This window comes from Veillonella sp. CHU110 (genome assembly GCF_003992255.1).
Taxonomy (GTDB): Bacteria; Bacillota; Negativicutes; order Veillonellales; family Veillonellaceae; genus F0422.
Map to the genome: position 1 here is coordinate 86717 of NZ_RQVA01000008.1, position 19033 is coordinate 105749.

Annotated in this window: 16 protein-coding genes and 1 pseudogene; 13 read left to right on the forward strand and 4 right to left on the reverse strand. The window is 37.8% G+C overall.

All coding sequences use genetic code 11. The features are described from left to right. Positions 1 to 18: 18 nt before the first annotated feature. Positions 19 to 798, forward strand: coding sequence for a hypothetical protein (locus EO122_RS04880; protein WP_127009625.1), 780 nt, complete (start codon positions 19 to 21; stop codon positions 796 to 798). A gap of 153 nt (positions 799 to 951) precedes the next feature. Here the strand turns inward: EO122_RS04880 and EO122_RS04885 are convergent, their stop codons facing one another. Continuing rightward, positions 952 to 1752 (reverse strand): transglycosylase domain-containing protein, encoded by an 801-nt coding sequence (locus tag EO122_RS04885; RefSeq protein WP_127009626.1) that lies wholly within the window; start codon positions 1750 to 1752, stop codon positions 952 to 954. Positions 1753 to 1990: 238 nt separating this feature from the next. On the opposite strand from EO122_RS04885, the gene EO122_RS04890 reads away from it, so the two are divergent. Further along, positions 1991 to 3205, forward strand: a complete 1215-nt coding sequence (locus EO122_RS04890) for an argininosuccinate synthase (protein ID WP_127009627.1) — start codon at positions 1991 to 1993, stop codon at positions 3203 to 3205. Then, on the forward strand, positions 3205 to 4626 hold the full coding sequence (gene argH, locus EO122_RS04895; protein WP_127009628.1) for an argininosuccinate lyase: 1422 nt from the start codon (positions 3205 to 3207) through the stop codon (positions 4624 to 4626). The genes EO122_RS04890 and argH overlap by 1 nt, the downstream gene beginning before the upstream one ends. A gap of 211 nt (positions 4627 to 4837) precedes the next feature. On the opposite strand, the gene EO122_RS04905 is transcribed toward argH, so the two are convergent. After that, positions 4838 to 5905: a DUF389 domain-containing protein gene (locus EO122_RS04905; protein ID WP_127009630.1), complete on the reverse strand. Its 1068-nt coding sequence runs from the start codon at positions 5903 to 5905 to the stop codon at positions 4838 to 4840. Positions 5906 to 6234: 329 nt separating this feature from the next. Between EO122_RS04905 and EO122_RS04910 the strand changes: the two genes are divergently transcribed. The 4 genes from EO122_RS04910 to EO122_RS04925 all read left to right on the forward strand — a co-directional run bounded on the left by EO122_RS04910 (position 6235) and on the right by EO122_RS04925 (position 9893). Next, on the forward strand, positions 6235 to 6990 hold the full coding sequence (locus EO122_RS04910) for an exodeoxyribonuclease III (RefSeq protein WP_127009631.1): 756 nt from the start codon (positions 6235 to 6237) through the stop codon (positions 6988 to 6990). Between the two features lie 21 nt (positions 6991 to 7011). Continuing rightward, the gene (locus EO122_RS04915; protein ID WP_127009632.1) at positions 7012 to 7677 is read left to right on the forward strand and encodes an ATP-binding cassette domain-containing protein; all 666 of its coding nucleotides are present in this window, start codon (positions 7012 to 7014) and stop codon (positions 7675 to 7677) included. Further along, on the forward strand, positions 7664 to 8434 hold the full coding sequence (fetB, locus tag EO122_RS04920) for an iron export ABC transporter permease subunit FetB (RefSeq protein ID WP_127009633.1): 771 nt from the start codon (positions 7664 to 7666) through the stop codon (positions 8432 to 8434). The genes EO122_RS04915 and fetB overlap by 14 nt, the downstream gene beginning before the upstream one ends. 202 nt (positions 8435 to 8636) lie before the next feature. Then, positions 8637 to 9893, forward strand: coding sequence for a Glu/Leu/Phe/Val dehydrogenase (locus EO122_RS04925; RefSeq protein ID WP_127009634.1), 1257 nt, complete (start codon positions 8637 to 8639; stop codon positions 9891 to 9893). A 221-nt stretch (positions 9894 to 10114) separates the two neighbouring features. Here the strand turns inward: EO122_RS04925 and pyrE are convergent, their stop codons facing one another. After that, positions 10115 to 10702 (reverse strand): orotate phosphoribosyltransferase, encoded by a 588-nt coding sequence (gene pyrE / locus EO122_RS04930; protein WP_127009635.1) that lies wholly within the window; start codon positions 10700 to 10702, stop codon positions 10115 to 10117. Further along, complete coding sequence (gene pyrF, locus EO122_RS04935; RefSeq protein ID WP_127009636.1) at positions 10699 to 11418, reverse strand: orotidine-5'-phosphate decarboxylase; 720 nt, start codon at positions 11416 to 11418, stop codon at positions 10699 to 10701. The genes pyrE and pyrF overlap by 4 nt, the downstream gene beginning before the upstream one ends. A gap of 144 nt (positions 11419 to 11562) precedes the next feature. On the opposite strand from pyrF, the gene EO122_RS04940 reads away from it, so the two are divergent. The 6 genes and pseudogenes from EO122_RS04940 (at position 11563) to EO122_RS08325 (ending at position 18778) form a co-directional block, all read left to right on the forward strand. Next, a complete protein-coding gene (locus EO122_RS04940) occupies positions 11563 to 11832 on the forward strand; it encodes an ACT domain-containing protein (protein ID WP_126937741.1) in 270 nt (89 codons plus the stop codon). Positions 11833 to 11844: 12 nt separating this feature from the next. Then, entirely contained in the window at positions 11845 to 13203 is a 1359-nt protein-coding gene (locus EO122_RS04945; protein ID WP_127009637.1) for a PFL family protein, read from the forward strand. Positions 13204 to 13286: 83 nt separating this feature from the next. Beyond that, positions 13287 to 14225, forward strand: a pseudogene (locus EO122_RS04950) (2-hydroxyacid dehydrogenase). 281 nt (positions 14226 to 14506) lie between these two features. Next, positions 14507 to 15490, forward strand: coding sequence for a DNA cytosine methyltransferase (locus tag EO122_RS04955; RefSeq protein WP_127009640.1), 984 nt, complete (start codon positions 14507 to 14509; stop codon positions 15488 to 15490). 50 nt (positions 15491 to 15540) lie between these two features. After that, positions 15541 to 16491, forward strand: a complete 951-nt coding sequence (locus EO122_RS04960; RefSeq protein WP_127009638.1) for a HaeIII family restriction endonuclease — start codon at positions 15541 to 15543, stop codon at positions 16489 to 16491. Between the two features lie 109 nt (positions 16492 to 16600). After that, on the forward strand, positions 16601 to 18778 hold the full coding sequence (locus EO122_RS08325; protein WP_240632661.1) for an AAA family ATPase: 2178 nt from the start codon (positions 16601 to 16603) through the stop codon (positions 18776 to 18778). Positions 18779 to 19033: the final 255 nt, after the last annotated feature.

The following is a 19033-nucleotide window of genomic DNA, read 5'->3' on the forward strand; positions in this document are numbered from 1 at the left end:
TTATAAGGAGAGATAGTGATGAATAAAAAAATATTAGGAGCCATATTGACCAGTCTATTGATTCCAGCGGCGTTGCAAGCAGCAGATGTGACAGTAGTGAAAGAAATGCCATTGGCAGTGGGTGAACGAATTTCGGTTACGGCATCTCCAGAGGCGAATCGATTGGTTCGAGAGGAAACGGTAAAAGCTCGCAAAGGCACTAAGCAAATCGTAGCACCTGCAGCGAAAGCTTTCACTGATCGTTTGCAAGTAACAGTTCGCCCTGAGATGATTAAGGAAAATCATTTAGATATTACGTACCCTAAAGTACAGTCTGTGAGTCCTTATGTGACAAAAGCCATCAATAAAACATTGGTGGATTATGTGGAAAAGTTGCGTAAAGATCTTCACAAAGTGAACGAAAAAGCAAAAGAAGGGGAGCAGCAAAATCTGTACGTTAACTATGATGTAAAAGCAGATGGAAATGGAATTTTTGCTGTTACTATTAACTCCTATACGGTAGAAGACAATGCCTCTCATGGAACAAATGTAGAAAAAGGATTTACATTCAATACTACAACAGGACGCACGTTGACATTGAATGATTTTGGTGGACTTTCGAAAGAAACGATTGAAAAAGGACTGAAAGCGTTGCCAACAGAAGGTAAGAAGGCAATCTATGCAGATGCAGTGGTAGGTAAACCGGATGGGTTCTTTGCTCGTGAAAATCATGATATCGTATTGATCTATCAACAAGGAACGATTGCGCCTATGTCTAGTGGTGTCATTCATGTGCCTGTAGGTAACTTAGGAAGATAGTTTGCTCAGAAGTTTTGTGATTGTCACAAAAATATATACATAGAAAAGCAGAGATAAGGTGGATTGCGATTCACCTCATCTCTGCTTTTTGTATATGGTATTGTGATACAGACTAGATGGTATGTTGATACTGTGTGGTAGGCAGTGTATATCTTAATGGCTAGGTACATCTAATCGTTTATAGTAGGCCTTATCAATGTCTTGGTAGGCAATGATACCCTGTTGTGCCATCAGTGTTAATACGGTGCGTTGTCGCTGCTTAGTGGCATCGAAATTGCTCACTGGATTAAAGTAAGACGGCGCTTGTGGAATACCGGCAATAACGGCAGCTTGACTCAAATTTAAGTCTTTTGGCTCTGTTTTGAAATAAGCCTCTGAGGCTGACTTGATACCGTAATGATCATTGCCATAATAAATGGTGTTCAAGTACATAGTCAAAATTTCGTCCTTGCTGTAATAATGTTCCATTAGGTACGCCAGAAATACTTCTTCTACTTTGCGAGACATAATCCGTTTTGAGGAGAGGAAGAGGTTTTTTACTAACTGTTGTGTAATCGTGCTACCACCCTCTACGGTTTCGCCAGCGACTGTATTTGTATATAAGGCGCGACCAATGCTAAAAAAGTCGACGGCTCCATGATCGTAAAAGCGTTTATCTTCCGTTGCAATTAAAGCTTTTTTAACAATAGGATTGATATCCTCGCTGCGGACGCGATGCTCTTTAGGCACCCGTTTCTCCATGGCCTCCTCCACAGCTTGGGTAAAGTTGAAGAGACGTTTAATACGATCTGTCCTCGACAGTTGGTCCTCCACCTGTTCGATAGATTGTTCTTTCACTGTATGTGGCACATGTTTTCCAGAAGGTTCATTTCCATCCGGCGCATAGCCTGCGAACCAATAGAGACCTCCAGCTAGTAGTGCAATACATACAATCAGTTTTATAAGTGTTTTCATGGCTTCATCATATCATATATATAGGTTATCAACAATAGGGATGATGAGGACTATCTATACTATAGAATATAAGATACTATGCAAAGGTGTTATATAAAATACTAATAGAATAAAAATGTATATAAAAGAATTTTTATAAAAAATACTTGCATTATTATACGCATAGATGTATAATACGTTCATAAGATAGAAACAGGGTACTGCGTAGCAGTCATTTACACAAAGAAAGAGGTCAATTATGAGCAACATTAACAAAGTAGTATTAGCCTACTCTGGTGGTTTAGACACATCTGTTATTATTCCTTGGTTAAAAGAAAACTATGGCGCAGAAGTCATCGCTGTATGTGTGAACTTAGGTCAACCAGAAGATTATGATGCAGTAGAGAAAAAAGCCATCAAATCTGGTGCTACAAAAGCGTATATCATTGATGCGCAAGAAGAATTTGTGTCCGATTACATTTGGCCAGTGGTAAAAGCAGGTGCAGTATATGAAGGTAAATACTTATTAGGCACTTCTTTTGCAAGACCATTAATTGCTAAAAAATTAGTAGAAATAGCAGAACAAGAAGGTGCGGATGCCATCGCTCACGGTGCTACGGGTAAAGGAAATGATCAAGTTCGTTTTGAATTGACTATCAAGGCACTTTCACCGAACACAAAAATCATCGCTCCATGGCGTGAATGGGAATTAAAATCTCGGGAAGATTGCATGGAATATGCAGCGAAACATGATATTCCAGTGGTGGCTACTAAAAAACATCCGTACTCTATGGACCAAAACGTATGGCATTTATCCCATGAAGGTGGAGATTTAGAAGATCCTAATAATGCACCTAAAAATGATGTATATTTAGTTAGCAAATCTCCAGAGGAAGCACCTGATGCTCCAACTATGGTGACCATCGACTTCAAAGAAGGCGTACCAGTAGCGGTGAATGGTCAAGCAATGTCCCCGCTTACGATTTTACAAACTTTAAATGAAATCGGCGCAGCTAATGGTATCGGCATCGTGGATATTGTAGAAAATCGGTTAGTAGGCATGAAATCTCGTGGTGTTTATGAAAATCCTGGTGGAGCAATCATCATGTATGCACACAGAGAATTGGAATACCTTTGCCTAGACAGAGCTACATACCATTATAAAGAATTAGTGGCTAACAAATACGCAGAACTTGTATATGACGGCATGTGGTTTGCTCCATTGATGAGTGCTTTACAAGCCTTCGTGGACAGCACACAACAAACAGTAACAGGTCAAGTGACATTGAAATTGTACAAAGGTAACATTATGAGTGCCGGTTCTACGTCTCCATATTCCTTGTACAACCAAGAATTTGTAACATTTGAAGAAGATGATGTATATAACCAAGCTGATGCAGAAGGGTTCATCAATTTATTCGGATTGCCTTTAACAATCAATGCATTAATGAAAGAGAAAGCAGGTTTAAAATAATGGCGAAACTTTGGGGCGGACGGTTTACCAAAGGGACGGATAAGGCAGTAGAGGACTTCACGTCCTCTATTTCCTTTGATTCCCGTATGTATAAAGAAGATGTGGCAGGCAGTATTGCCCATGCGACAATGCTAGCAGAGCAACAGATCATTTCTAAGGAAGATAAGGATGCCATCGTAGCAGGCTTACAGGCGATTGAACAACAAATTGATGCAGGAGGCTTCGAGTTTTCTGTGGCCTTAGAAGATATCCATATGAACATCGAAAAGCGATTGACCGATGCCATCGGTGAGGCAGGCGGACGTCTACACACAGGTCGTAGCCGTAATGACCAAGTAGCGGTGGATTTGCATATGTATATCCGCAAAGCGGTGGTACACATGGGCGAGGAACTAGTGAACTTGCAACAAGCCTTCTTAGAAGTGGCAGAGAAGTATAAAGATGTGATTATCCCTGGGTATACCCATTTACAACGGGCGCAACCAGTGCTATTTAGCCACCATATGATGGCGTACTTTTCGATGATAAGCCGTGACTTCGATAATTTGCCGTTGATCTTTAAACATGCTAATGTAATGCCGTTAGGAGCAGGCGCTTTGGCGGGCACAACATATCCTATCGATCAAAACATCACAAAGGAATTGTTGCATTTCGATGCCATCTATGAAAATAGTATGGATGCTGTCAGTGATCGTGACTATGCGCTAGAATTCCTCAGCTTTGGGGCAAAAGTGATGATGCATTTAAGCCGGTTAAGCGAAGAATTAATCCTATGGTCTAGCACAGAATTTGGGTTCATCGAATTAGACGATGCCCATTGCACTGGTTCCAGCATTATGCCTCAGAAGAAAAATCCAGACGTATGTGAACTCGTACGTGGTAAAACAGGTCGTATCTACGGTCATTTGATGGGACTTCTTACAACGATGAAAGGCCTGCCAATGACGTACAATAAGGACATGCAAGAAGATAAAGAAGGAGTGTTTGATACGATCGATACCTTGCATTTCGCCATCTCTATTACGGCGGATATGTTACGTTATATGAAAGTTAATGGAGATCGTACAAAATCGGTATTAGATGATGATTTCTCCAACGCTACGGATATGGCGGACTACTTGGCGAAAAAAGGTGTACCATTCCGGGAAGCCCATGCCATTGTAGGGGCAGCCGTGCAACATTGCATCGAAAAACGATGTGTGCTGTTGGATCTTTCAGTAGAAGATTTCAAAGCTATCTCCCATCACTTTGAAGCGGATATTTTGGATGCCATCACTATCGAAGCCTGCGTAGCGGGACGTAGTAACTACAGTGGTACAGCACCAGAGTGCGTAGTGCGTCAAATCTGTATCGGTAAAGAAGTGCTTTCAGAAGAAATGACGCAAATTGCGAATTGGAAAGATAAAATTCATTTACAATAAATAGATTTGTAGTCGTTTAAAAGTCTGATGAAATTTTTTTAAATTAAAGCATGATATTGAGTTGACTGTTATTCATGTTGTCATCTCTCATTCGTATAAAAGTGGCATCTGTAAATGGTATATTGGGCGATTCTGGTTTAGCAAGACTATCGCGACTATGCAAAAAAGCAACGGCAAATCCGTTGCTTTTTTTGAGATAAGTTCAATATCCTTAATCCTTATCTTCTTCATTTTCTTTTAGAAGATCTTTTTGTGAATTTTTTTCAGAGAGTTTTTGGTCGATATACTTATTAATATTTTCATAAAATTCTTTGGTCGTCTCACTATCCAATTTTGTCGAATTTGTCGAATTATGAATTTGATTAACTTGATTGACTTTCAAATGAACAGATTGAATACCGTAAGCGGCTTGTTTTTGGCGGAGCGTTTCTAATTGTTCTTCTGAAATTGGATTGCCAACAATCGTCAAGACCAATTCATTTTTGCTTGATTTGTAGACTTGACTAATGACCGTATGATTGGTGAACTCTTTTCCTACAAACTGTTTGATTCCTTCTTTTCGAGCCTGATCTATGGTCAGCGTGATTGCTGAATAGGTAGCTGGAAGAATTAATACTACAATCAAAGATATCAAACCAATTCTCATTTTAACGTTTAGCTCTTTAAATGAGCGTAAGGGAGATTTTCTCATCAAAATTCTTGTTCCAACAATATTGGTTAGCATGATAAAGACACAGTTAATTAAGAAAAGATAGAGAGCCCCATATAAAAATTGTACATTTCCATTAGCTAATCCATAGCCAGCAGTACAGATAGGTGGCATCAGAGCTGTTGCAATGGCTACTCCTGGCACGATATTGTTTGCTTCTTTTTTTCTTGAACCAATTACACCTGCTATCCCACCTGCAATAGCAATGAGAACATCCCAAATGGTTGGAGAGGTTCGTGCAATCAACTCGTTACTTGCATAAGATAAGGGAGAAATCCAGAAATACAGAGCTGAGACAAGCAAACTGACTAATACTTGAGTGATTAAAACCTCTAGAGATTGCTTGATTAAACGGGTATCAAAAATAGCTAAACCGAATCCCAGTCCAACAATCGGTGTCATAAGAGGGGAAATCAGCATGGCTCCAATAATAACAGCTGTTGAATTCATATTTAAACCTATAGAGGCAATAAAAATTGCACACATCAAAATGACTGTATCGCTTAATCGAACATGAAGATCATCATATAATTTATCACGGTATTCACGTGCTGAATAGTTTCCTGTCATGGGGTACTCCTTTTATTTCATATAATCTTGTTTCCGCATGGATGATGGTAGAGAGATTTCTGTCTAATCTTCCGTATTTTTAATTCTTATCGGTTATTCTTTTGAAAATTATCCATTACGTATCGCTCAGCCTAGCCTTAACATTATACCAAAATTTTATAGTATTTCTTTAAAGAAATCTATTAATTTAACAGATAGAAAAAGGAAGAAACTTCTATTTTCCAACAAAAACTTACCGCCGGCATCTGATATATTTGGAAAGCACATATCGAAAATTTATGATATAATCAATATATATTTTTGTTACTAAATACTATGAGGTACTAACAATGAAATTAATCTCTTGGAATGTAAATGGCTTGCGTGCAGCCATGACAAAAGGATTTATGGATGCATTCGATGCATTAGATGCAGATATGTTCTGTTTACAAGAAACAAAATTACAACCAGAGCAAATTGAAATGGTCTTGCCAAACCATGAACAATATTGGAATAGTGCGGTAAAAAAAGGCTATAGTGGTACGGCTATTTTCACAAAAGAAAAACCAATTTCCGTAGTGAATGGTATTGGCATTGAGGAACATGACCAAGAAGGACGTGTGATCACGGCGGAATATGAAAAGTTCTACTTAGTGACGTGCTATACACCGAATAGCCAACGTGAATTGGCTCGCTTAGGGTACCGCATGGAATGGGAAGTGGCATTCCGTGAGTATTTATTAGCATTAGATGCGAAAAAGCCGGTAATCCTGTGTGGTGACCTTAACGTAGCCCATCAAGAAATCGACTTGAAAAATCCTAAAACTAACCGTAAAAATGCTGGTTTCAGTGATGAAGAACGTGAAAAAATGACGGAACTACTAGCTGCTGGATTTACAGATACATTCCGTTATTTATACCCTGATGCGGTAGATGCGTACAGCTGGTGGTCTTACATGGGGAAAGCTCGTGAACGGAACGTAGGATGGAGAATTGACTACTTCCTAGTATCCAACAGCATTGCTGATAAAATCCAAGAGGCGAAAATCCATGCAGATATCTTTGGATCTGACCATTGTCCAGTAGAACTAGTTATCGATTTATAATTCTTATAATGAGCGTGCACTATGTCAGTATTATGTTTTGAACATATCTCTTTAGCGATTCATGGCCGTCAGATTTTACAGGATATTTCTTTTGAGGTTCAACAAGGTGAAAGCATCACTATTGTAGGTCCTTCTGGGAGCGGTAAGAGTACAATCTTAAAATTGGCAAGTTCCTTGGTATCTCCTACGGAGGGAACTATTTATTTTCAAGGGCAACCGATGGATCAGTATGCCCCTACAGAATATCGCCAACGAGTAGCCTATTGTTTTCAGCAACCTTATTTATTCGGACAAACTGTACGAGGCAATCTAGCATTTCCTTTTACCATGCGAGGTCGTTCTGTTGACGAAGCAAGAATCAAAGATCTATTTGATTTGTTTCATATGGATCTACAATTGTTAGAGAAGTCGAATACGGAGTTATCCGGTGGTGAAATGCAGCGAATTTGCTTGATTCGTAGTGTGCTGTTTGCCCCCGACGTGTTGCTATTAGATGAGGTAACATCTGCCTTGGATGCAGAAAATACAGAATGGGTAGAACAAGGTCTTGTGCAGTTGCATACGGAAGGCGTAACCTTGTTACAGGTGACCCATAATCTAGACCAAAGTGTTCGTATGGGGCAACGTCGTATCACCGTGAAAGATGGACATATTGCAGATTGTGAGGTGCTACATGGGGAGCTTTAATGCCTTATCTAATGAATCCTTGTTGATGGCAACTGTGCTTATCGCCATGGCTGTTATCGTATCTTATCAGCAGAAAATGCGGTTAGAACTAGAAATATTGCATAGTGCCTTGCGAGCGGTAGTGCAGCTAGTAGTCGTAGGCTATGTACTCCATTTCATTTTTGGTGCCGACCATCCTTTGTTTACCGGTGGCGTATTGTTGGTGATGCTTATCAGTGCCGCTATTAATGGAGGTAAACGAGGAGCTGGCATCAAACATGCTTCATGGATTGCAGGCGCTAGCATTGGTATTGGTGCTGTCCTTACGTTAGGAGTATTATTGAGTGCTAACGTCTTATCCTTTACACCGTATCAAATGATTCCTGTAGGAGGCATGGTCATGTCAGGGGCTATGGTGGCAGTAGGGTTGTGTTTCCGCCAAATTACAACGAGCTTTAAGAGTCGCCAACAAGAAATTCAAATTAAGCTAGCCTTGGGAGCTACGCCTATGCAGGCCTGTAAAGCCATCTTGCGAGCGGCTCTTATCTTTAGTTTACAGCCGACCATAGATAGTGCGAAAACATTGGGGATTGTGTCTTTGCCAGGGATGATGACGGGCTTAATCTTGGCAGGTATGAGTCCTATGGAGGCCATTAAATACCAGATTATCGTCATTTTCATGTCCTTTTCAACCATATCCATTGCCATTGCTATAGCAGGATACTTGAGTTGTCGACAATTTTTCAATACGAAAGAACAGCTGATTCTATCTGATTGATGATGGAATCAGCTTTTTTGTAACCTGTACCCTTACTACGATAGCATTCGTATCTTTCTTAGAAATAGTTACAAAATATTTTTAAAATATTAATTTACCTATTAATTAAGTAGGATTTCTTGAAAGCCTATAGTCATATAGTAATACTTGTGATACTATTAGGGTATACACATTCTATTTATATGTAAAACGAGGTGATATTATGGCAAATTACAACCCTTACGAAAATATGCTGCAAACATTAGACTTAGCAGCGGATACACTAGGTATCCCACGCAATGATTATGAAGTATTGCGTCACCCTGAACGTGAAATGAACGTGGCTATTCCAGTGCAAATGGATGATGGACATGTGGAAGTATTTACTGGCTACCGTTGCCAACATAGCTCCGTTCTTGGCGCATCTAAAGGTGGATTGCGCTTTCACCCTGATGCAGACGAAAATGAAGTACGTGCATTAGGTGCTTGGATGACCATCAAAAATGCCATTGCTCATTTACCATATGGCGGTGGTAAAGGTGGTATTAAGGTAGATCCTAGAAAATTGAGTGAAAGAGAGTTAGAACGATTGACACGTGGTTTCGTTCGTAAAATTGCTCCTATCATTGGGGTAGAGCGAGATGTGCCAGCGCCTGACGTGAACACAAATCCACAAATTATGTCTTGGATTGTCGATGAGTACAGTGCGTTAACAGGTCAATGGACACCAGGGATCGTAACAGGTAAACCATTAGCCATTGGTGGTTCTTTAGGTCGTAATGAAGCGACTGGTCGTGGCTGTATGTTTACATTACTTTCCTACTTGGAAAAACAAAATAAATCTATTAAAGATTTAACCATTGCAGTACAAGGGTTTGGTAATGTCGGTTCCGTTGGTGCTTTGTTGATGCACCGTGAAGGAGCTAAAATCGTTGCTATCGGTGACGTACATGGTTCTCTTTACAATGCAAATGGCATCGATGTAGAAAAAGCCTACGAATATGCAAACTCTCATGGTCGTTCTTTGGAAGGATACGAAGAGCCAGGTATGACACGCATTCCTAATCCAGACTTATTGTTATTAGACGTAGACGTGCTATACTTAGCGGCCTTAGAAAACCAAGTAAACGAAGCGAATATGAAAGAAGTAAAAGCTAAGTTAATTTTGGAAGGGGCCAATGGACCATTAACAAAAGATGCAGACTTATACTTCTTTGAAAAAGGTATTCCTGTATTGCCAGATGTATTAGCGAATGGCGGTGGCGTGGTGGTATCCTATTATGAATGGGTACAAAATAAAGCTGGCTTCTACTGGTCTGAGGAAGAAGTAAACGAAAAATTAGCGAAGAATATGAAGAAAAGCTTTGAAGAAGTATGGGCTATGCAAGAAGAATTTAAAGTATACCCAAGACTGGCTGCGTATATGGTGGCATTGCGTCGCTTAGTAGAAGCATTAAAAATTAAAGGCTATAACGGCTAATTTATTGTAAAAGAGAATTTCCTATACGATTAAATATAACAAAGGTCTGCATCATAGATGTACATCTGTCATTGTAATTGCATAGGGAATATCAAAGTATATAGATAAATAAAAGGAACTACACAGGACCTAAGGGTCTTGTATAGTTCCTTTTTTTATACGCAAAATAGGTCCCACGTGCTTTTCACTAGCAGAGGGACCTATTAGGTATATATAGCGTTTTATTTAATATGTTTGCTACCACGTTCAGTCATAGCCACACCATCTTGGCAAAGAGGGCAATTGTCAGGTTGGAACGTAGGTACTGTTAAGTTCAATAAAGCTTGTACTTTGTCATTTGGTACACCGAAGTCAGCTTTACCACCGCTGCGGTTTACAAGTAGACCAACGCCTACGATTTCACCGCCAGCTTCGTTGACTACATCAACGACTTCACGAACGGAACCGCCTGTAGTTACAATGTCTTCTACGATAAGAACACGTTGACCTTTTTCAATACGGAATCCACGGCGCAATGTCATTTTACCTTTTTCGCGTTCAGTAAAGATAGCGCGTGTGCCTAAGGCTTTACCAACTTCATGAGCTAATAAGATGCCACCAGTCATAGGTCCGATAACAAGCTCTACATTTTGATCTGCAAAACGACGAGCTAATTCTTGGCATAATTGTTCTGTATATTTTGGATGGGATAAGACATTGAATTTTTCTACATACATTGGGCTATGAAGTCCAGATGTTAATAAGAAATGTCCTTCTAAAATGGCTTGTGTGTCGATTAATAGTTGTTTTACATTGTCTTCTGTCATCATTTTTGAACTGTCTCCATTTCCTCAATAATTAAACGAACTGCTTCTTGTGGGTTCTTTGCTTGTGTAATTGGTCGACCTACTACAATGCGAGATGCACCATCTTGTAAAGCGCTACTAGGGGTAGCAATACGTTTTTGGTCATTAGTAGCCGCAAAAGATGGACGGATACCTGGTGTGACGATCAAGAAATCTTCGCCGCAAGCTTCACGAATGAGTTTAGCTTCTAGTGGAGAAGCTACTACACCATCAACACCAGCTTCTTTGGCTAGTTTTGCTAATTTCACAACATGGTTTGAAATAGGTAAAGAACCACCAATAGCGGACCAATTTTCATCATCAAAGCTTGTTAAGGCTGTAATCGCTAATAGTTTAGGCCGTTCAATGCCCAGTTCAGCAGCTTGTTCTTTGGCTGCTTTCATAGCGGCTTCCATCATCACCTTGCCACCTTGGCTATGAATGGTGATGAGCTTTGCCCCTAACCGTGTTAAGGACTTAATGCCATGCGCCACTGTGTTCGGAATATCGTGTAGTTTCAAATCAAGAAATACCGATTTACTATGGTCTCGCAAATAGGCTACAGTTTGCTCACCAGCTGCATAGAATAGTTCCATGCCAACTTTATAATAGCTGACGGATTCGCCTAGGGATGTTACGATGGATTGCATCGCCTCCATTGAGGACACATCTAAGGCTACAATTAAACGATCATCTGCCATAGGAACCTCCTTGTTTCATAAATCGTATTATTATTTCATAGTTTATAGTGAAAGTCAAGACTTTTTAATTATTCGTTGAAATTTGAATGACTATAATTTATAATGAAACTAAAATTTAATACATAGTATATAGGAGATGAACGTATGAAATTAGTTGTGACAGTAGTAGGACAAGACAGAGTAGGTATTATTGCGGGAGTGACCCGTGTGTTAGCGGACAATGAAGTGAATGTGGTATCCATTAACCAAACGATTTTGGATGGTATCTTTAACATGATTATGATGTGTGAAGTCAGTGATTCTGCCGACCTTAGCAATATTCAACAAGCATTAGCAGCAGAAGGTGAACAGTTAGGCGTTCAAATTTTAGCGCAAAATGCGGCCATCTTTTTAAGCATGCATCGTGTGGGATAAGCGAGGGTATCTATGTTAAGTATTGAAAATATTTTAGAAACGAATCGGATGATTCAAAATAATAAATTAGATGTGCGTACTATCACTATGGGGATTAGTCTATTTGGTTGTATCTCAGAAGATGGAGATCGTATGTGCACTCGTATCTATGACCATATTACAAAAGAAGCAGAATACCTTGTGAAAACAGGGGAAGATTTAGAACGTGAATTAGGTGTGCCTATCATCAATAAACGTATTTCTGTGACACCCATATCTTTAATTGGTGGGGCTTCGAACTTGCCAAACTATGTACCTATTGCTCGTACGTTAGATAAAGCAGCAAAAGCGGTAGGTGTCAATTTCATCGGAGGTTTCTCCGCCTTAGTATCCAAAGGGTATACGGAAGGAGATCGTAAACTGATTGCCTCCATTCCAGAGGCTCTAGCGACGACAGACATCGTATGCAGCTCGGTGGGTATCGGCTCTACGAAGGCAGGCATCAATATGGATGCAGTGGCTGAAATGGGGCACATTGTGAAAGAAACAGCTCGTCTTACAGCAGATAGAGATGCTTTAGGCTGTGCGAAGCTTGTCATTTTCTGCAATCCTGTAGAAGATAATCCGTTTATGGCAGGTGCGTTCCACGGTGTCACAGAAGGTCAGACCACTATTAGCGTGGGTGTCAGTGGACCTGGGGTAGTGAAACATGCTTTGGAAGCTGTGAAAGGTGAACCATTTGATGTAGTGGCAGAAACGATCAAACGGACAGCTTTCAAAATTACTCGTGTAGGTCAGTTAGTGGCACAAGAAGCGTCACGTAGATTGAATAAACAATTTGGTATTATCGATATTTCCTTGGCGCCTACACCTGCCGTAGGAGATTCTGTAGCACATGTGCTAGAAGAAATGGGCTTAGAAGCCTGTGGAACGCATGGTACGACAGCTGCCTTAGCCTTGTTGAACGATGCGGTGAAAAAAGGTGGACTTATGGCATCATCTCACGTAGGCGGATTAAGTGGGGCTTTCATTCCTGTTAGCGAAGATAAAGGCATGATTGATGCGGTTACATTAGGCAGTCTATCTTTAGATAAATTAGAAGCTATGACTTGCGTTTGCTCTGTTGGATTAGATATGATTGCCGTACCAGGGGATACCTCGGCAGCCACTATCTCTGCTATTATTGCGGATGAGGCAGCTATCGGTATGATTAATAACAAAACGACAGCAGTGCGACTTATCCCAGTGCCGAATAAAACCGTAGGTGACGTCGTAGAATTTGGGGGACTCTTGGGATATGCGCCGATTATAAAAGTGCATCCATTTAGTTCGGAAGAGTTCATTCGCCGAGGGGGCCGAATTCCTGCGCCAGTCCGTAGTTTGACGAACTAATAAGGCTAAACTATATGGAATCTTCCATAGTAGTTGTATGTTATAAAGTATAGTGAGGTGACGATATGAAACAAATTTGCGTGATGGAACCATTGGGAGTTTCGGAAGAGTTATTACAATCCTTGGCAGAACCATTTAAAGCGGAAGGGTTTGAACTAGTCGTACATGGTACGAAAGAAACAGATCAAGTGAAATTATTGGATCGTGTTCGTGAGGCATCTATCATCATCTTGGCAAATCAACCATTATCTGGGGAAATCATTCGTCAATGTCCAAACTTGGAGTTTATTTCAGTGGCTTTCACAGGAGTGGACCACATCGATTTAGAGGCGTGCCGTGAAAAAGGTATCGTTGTGAGCAATGCGGCCGGTTATTCTACGCAAGCCGTTACAGAATTGGTGTTTGGGTTAGCTATCTCTGTACTTCGCCATGTATTACCTTGCGATGGCCGTACACGTACAGGCGGTACAAAAGACGGACTACCTGGATTTGAGCTGCACGGTAAAACTTTTGGTGTCGTAGGTATGGGGGCTATCGGCGTGGCTGTAGCTCGTATTGCCAAGGCCTTTGGTTGTAATGTACTGGCCTATAATCGTTCAGAAAAACCAGAACTTGTAACGGAAGGCTTTGCCTTTGCTGATTTAGATGCAGTGGTGCGAGAAGCAGATATTTTATCCCTACATGTACCATTAAATGATGGAACACGCCATTTAATCGATGCAAAGCGTATTGATATGATGAAAGATACAGCGGTGTTGATCAATACAGCGCGGGGGCCTGTAGTGGATAACGAAGCGTTAGCTAAGGCATTGAAAGCAGGCAAATTATGAGGCGCTGGCATTGATGTGTTCGAAGTAGAACCACCAATTCCGACAGACCATCTATTATGTGATGCACCACGGACGGTGTTAACACCACACATCGCCTTTGCGAGCCAAGAAGCGCTTGTCACACGAGCTCATATGGTGATGGATAATATCGTGGCATTTTTACAAGGGAAACCTATCAATCGAGTGTGTTAAATAGAGGGATATAAACTATTTAGCTTTGTTATTTCAATAAGAGTTATTGAATAGATAGTTTGAAAGTTAGTGTCTAACTAAAATGGAAGAGACTATGATAATAGTTGAATGCTATTGTTATAGTCTCTTTTTATCATCAAAATAAATTCGAAAAAATGTTCGAAATAGGTTTATTTAAATACGTATTTGTGTGTTATAATATAAATAAAAAAAGTAGTATTAAAAACTTAAATCAATATATAATGGATGAAAGTTAAAGATTGATTGGAGGAAAATTTAGAGTGAATATAATAAGTTTGTTTGCAGGTGCTGGAGGATTAGATTTAGGGTTTGAAAAAGCTGGATTTAATGTAGTTGCAGCTAATGAATATGATAAAACAATTTGGGAAACCTATGAGAACAATCATGAGGCTGAACTTATAAAAGGAGATATTTGCAATATTTCTTCAGATATGTTTCCAGAATGTGATGGCATTATAGGTGGTCCGCCATGTCAATCTTGGAGTGAGGCTGGGTCTTTAAAAGGTATTGATGATCCAAGAGGGCAGCTGTTTTATCAATATATACGTATTTTACAAGATAAGAGACCTAAATTTTTTCTTGCAGAGAATGTGAAAGGTATGATGGCAAAACGTCATAGTACCGCAGTGGAAAATATAATTTCTCAATTTGAAGAAGCTGGATATGATGTCTTTATTTGTTTGTTGAATGCCAGTGATTATAGTGTACCTCAAGACAGAAAACGAGTGTTTTATGTAGGCTTTAGAAAGGATTTAAATGTTAAGTTTGAGCCACCTACTCCGCATGAAACTAAAAAAACATTCAAGGATGCAATTTTTGATTTAAAAGATTCGGCAATTCCAGCTTTAGAAAAAAATAAAACTAATGGTGATAAGTGTAAAGTTTTAAATCATGAATATTTTACTGGAGCGTATTCCCCTATGTTTATGAGTAGAAATCGAGTTAGACAATGGGATGAACCAGCATTTACGGTTCAAGCGTCAGGGAGACAGTGTCAATTACACCCTCAAGCACCAGTAATGCCTAAAGTAGAAAAAAATAAAAATATATTTGAGCCCGGAAAAGAAGAGCTTTATAGAAGGTTGACCATCAGAGAGTGTGCTAGAGTTCAAGGCTTCCCAGATGACTTTAAGTTTTATTATACAAATCTTAATGATGCATATAAAATGATCGGTAATGCGGTACCCGTAAATTTGGCTTATGAGATGGCGAAGTCAATTTTAGTAGCATTAAATGAAAAGTAAAGAATAGAACTGATGTAAAGATAGAGACAATTAATTATGGGAGGGCAAATATGAGCGTTAAAAGTAATAATCAAGGGAGAGCGTATGAGTTTGCGTGTTTGAATACGTTGCATGAAGAAATATCTAAGTATAGAGTTTCAAAGATTGAGAAAAATTCAACCTATGAAGTAGCAAAACGGGCATGGAATACGTTAGAGGAGTCAGAAAAGAATATATATAGAATCAGTGCATTAGCAGGAACTAATACAATCTTAGAGCTTGAACCATTAATCTTGGACGATGGAGATGGAGAATTAGAATTAAAACTTCAATCTGATGATAATGGTGAAGATGGAGATGTAAGGGATGTTCTAATCATTCGTAAAGATATTGAATGGGAAATTGGCATTAGTGTAAAGCATAATCATTTTGCAGTTAAGCATAGTAGATTATCAAAAAGGTTAGACTTTGGTAAAAAATGGTATGGAATAGAATGTTCCGATAAGTATTGGTCAGATATAAAGCCTATTTTTGATTATTTGGATGTAGAAAAAGCAAAACAAACCTTATGGAAAGATTTACCAAATAAAGAAGAGGATGTATATAAACCTTTGCTAATAGCATTTAAAGAAGAGCTAGATAGACAGAAGGAATTTGCAAATATTGCAAAAATGTTAGTTGAGTATCTTCTTGGAGAATTTGATTTTTATAAGGTTATTGGCATAGATAGTAAAAGAACGACTCAGATTCAGAGCTATAACTTAAGGGGAACCTTAAATCAGGAAGGGAAAAAACGAAAAAGAAGTATTAAATTACCTGTCGCTTCATTGCCTACACGGATTGTGAACTTAGAATTTAAACCTGATAGCAATAATACTTTGGAGTTATATTTAGATAGAGGTTGGCAATTTACATTTAGAATCCATAATGCATCGAGTAAGGTTGAATCGAGCTTAAAATTTGATATACAAATTATCGGTATGCCGACATCGATAGTTTCGATAGATTGTAAGTGGAAATAAGGCATAGATAATATTATTGGTGTATAGCAAAGAATATGACAATAAAGAAAATAAAAGTGTAAGGAGTCAGCTAGTGTTTATAAAATTTTAGAGAAATAAAGGAGAGAAAATGAATAAGCTTATCTTTAAAAAGATAAAAAATGAAAATATTTTTGCAAAAGACTATGATAATTTTATAAAAAACAACGAAATAGAATTTTCTGATAGTGGAATTGCTGTTGTTTATGGACCTAATGGAACCGGTAAAACTAGCCTAGTGAAAGCTTTATCAAATGGTGAAGGAACTGCTGTTCAATATTTATATAATGGTATAGCGTATAGTGATGATTCGCAATTTATAGTAATTAATGATCAAAACAATAGAAACATTATAAAAGGTGAGACCTCGGATTTTTTACTAGGGGATAATATCAAAAGAGAGAATGAGTTATATGAATATATTACTCAAGAGTATGGAAGAATCTGTGAACTTAGCAATAAAACTTTAAAAGAAAAGTTTAAAATTGCTTCCAAAAAAAGCAATTTAATAAATGGCTTTTCAAAAGTAAATGATATTAAAGGGACTATAAGTGAATTGTCTAATAATAAATCTAAAGGTAAGAGCATAGGGGTAGATAAATATATTGCAGAGTGGAGTAAATGTAGCCTATACGAGATTTCAGCTTATGATGAAGATAAATTAGAGTATTTTATGAGTGATTTGTCTACCTCACAATCATTGATTCTTGAGGTCGAAAGTATAGATACAACGACGTTAACTGAGAATAGACGTATTCGTGAGGTGGAAAGGAATACGGAAGCGATTAGGATATTATCACACTTTTGTGATACAGAAGAGTGTATCGTTTGTGATTCGATAAATATAGGTAGAGAAAATCTATTAGCTAGAAAAACTGAAAATAAAAATAATATTCTAGAAACATTAGAGCCTAAAATAAAAGAAATTCTAGAAAAATTATCCTCTAATAGTGCAGATAAGGATCCTTTTGATATAAAAAATATCTTGATGGCAGCTATCGAAACAGGTGAATTAGAAGGAATTTATAATCTAAAAGAGGATATTCAAAAATATAGGGATATATTCGTAAAAAAAGTTATAAATGAATTACTAGAAATATTGAATAGTTCAGATATTAAGGATAAAAATGAAGAGTATAAAAAATTAATAAATGAAAAGCCAGAAATTAATGATGAAGATTTCTTGTATATTGAACAGATTATTAATAATAGTATGTTTAAAAAGATTCAGATTAGTAGAGATGATAAGAAGAATATTCAGATATTAATAGAGGATAAAGAGTTTCTAGGAATTGATAGAGAGGAATTGCCTTTAAGTTCGGGAGAACAAAACTTTTTGTCATTAACATTAGAGTTTTTAAAAGCGAAGAATTCTGATAAACCTATTGTAATTTTAGATGATCCTATCTCTAGTTTTGACTCTATTTATAAAAATAAAATTGTATATGCAATTATTAAAATTTTAGATAAAAAGAAAAGGGTTATCTTAACCCATAATGTCGACTTATTGAGATTGTTAGATGGACAACTGAAAAAATGCTTTAATCTTTTTCTATTTAATAATACTGAAAATGAGGAAAATGGGTTTATACCGTTGAAACCTGATGAGCGGGATATGCTCATAAGTTTAGATACATTGTTAAAAGCATTTAGGACTAAAATTTATAAATATGTAAAAAATAAAGAGTTATTTTTAATTTCTTTAATTCCGTTTATGCGTGGATATGCAACGATTATTAATAATGAAGATGTTAAAGAGAATCTGACGCAAGTTATGCATGGATTTAAAGATGAACTTGTAGATATTGGAGCATGTTATCAAGTATTATTTGGAAAACATGATGGTATTAATGAACAATATGAGGTGTCGGTTGATTCAATTTTGAATCAATCGATTGAGGAATGTGAAATAGTAGATAATGAAAAGTACCCATTATTAAATCGTACATTAAGACACTCTTTTATATATTTATATTTGAGGTTATTGATAGAAAAAGCTTTGGTTTCGAAATATAAGATAAATACAGAGGGACGAAATGGAGCTAAGCAATTAGGACAAATAATTTCTAAAGCATTTCCTGACAGCTCTGATAAGGATACTATGAAGAAAAGAGTTTTCCTTACCACTAAGAAAACATTGCTTAATGAATTTAATCATTTTGAAGGAAATTTAAGTATTTTTCAACCTGCAATTGATATTACAAATCAGCTATTAGAAAAAGAAGCTAAAGATATAATAGATTTTTTAAAAAATTTACCGAACAATTAATTTTTTGTGAATATTGAGGTGCCTATTAATAGGGATTATAGATAAATTTAGCTAAAAATAAATGGTAGAGGTTAATTCAAAGTTATATATAACTACATAGATGTACATTATGCCTAGCCTTTCAGAAACTGCTACTGAAGGGTTAGGCATTTTAAAAATTCAGTGTAATTGTACTATATGTAAGGGTATAATACATTTGTGACAAAAAAATAAAAAAATAAGAAGGCTCTCTGTTATAATGAAAGTTGCTAAACC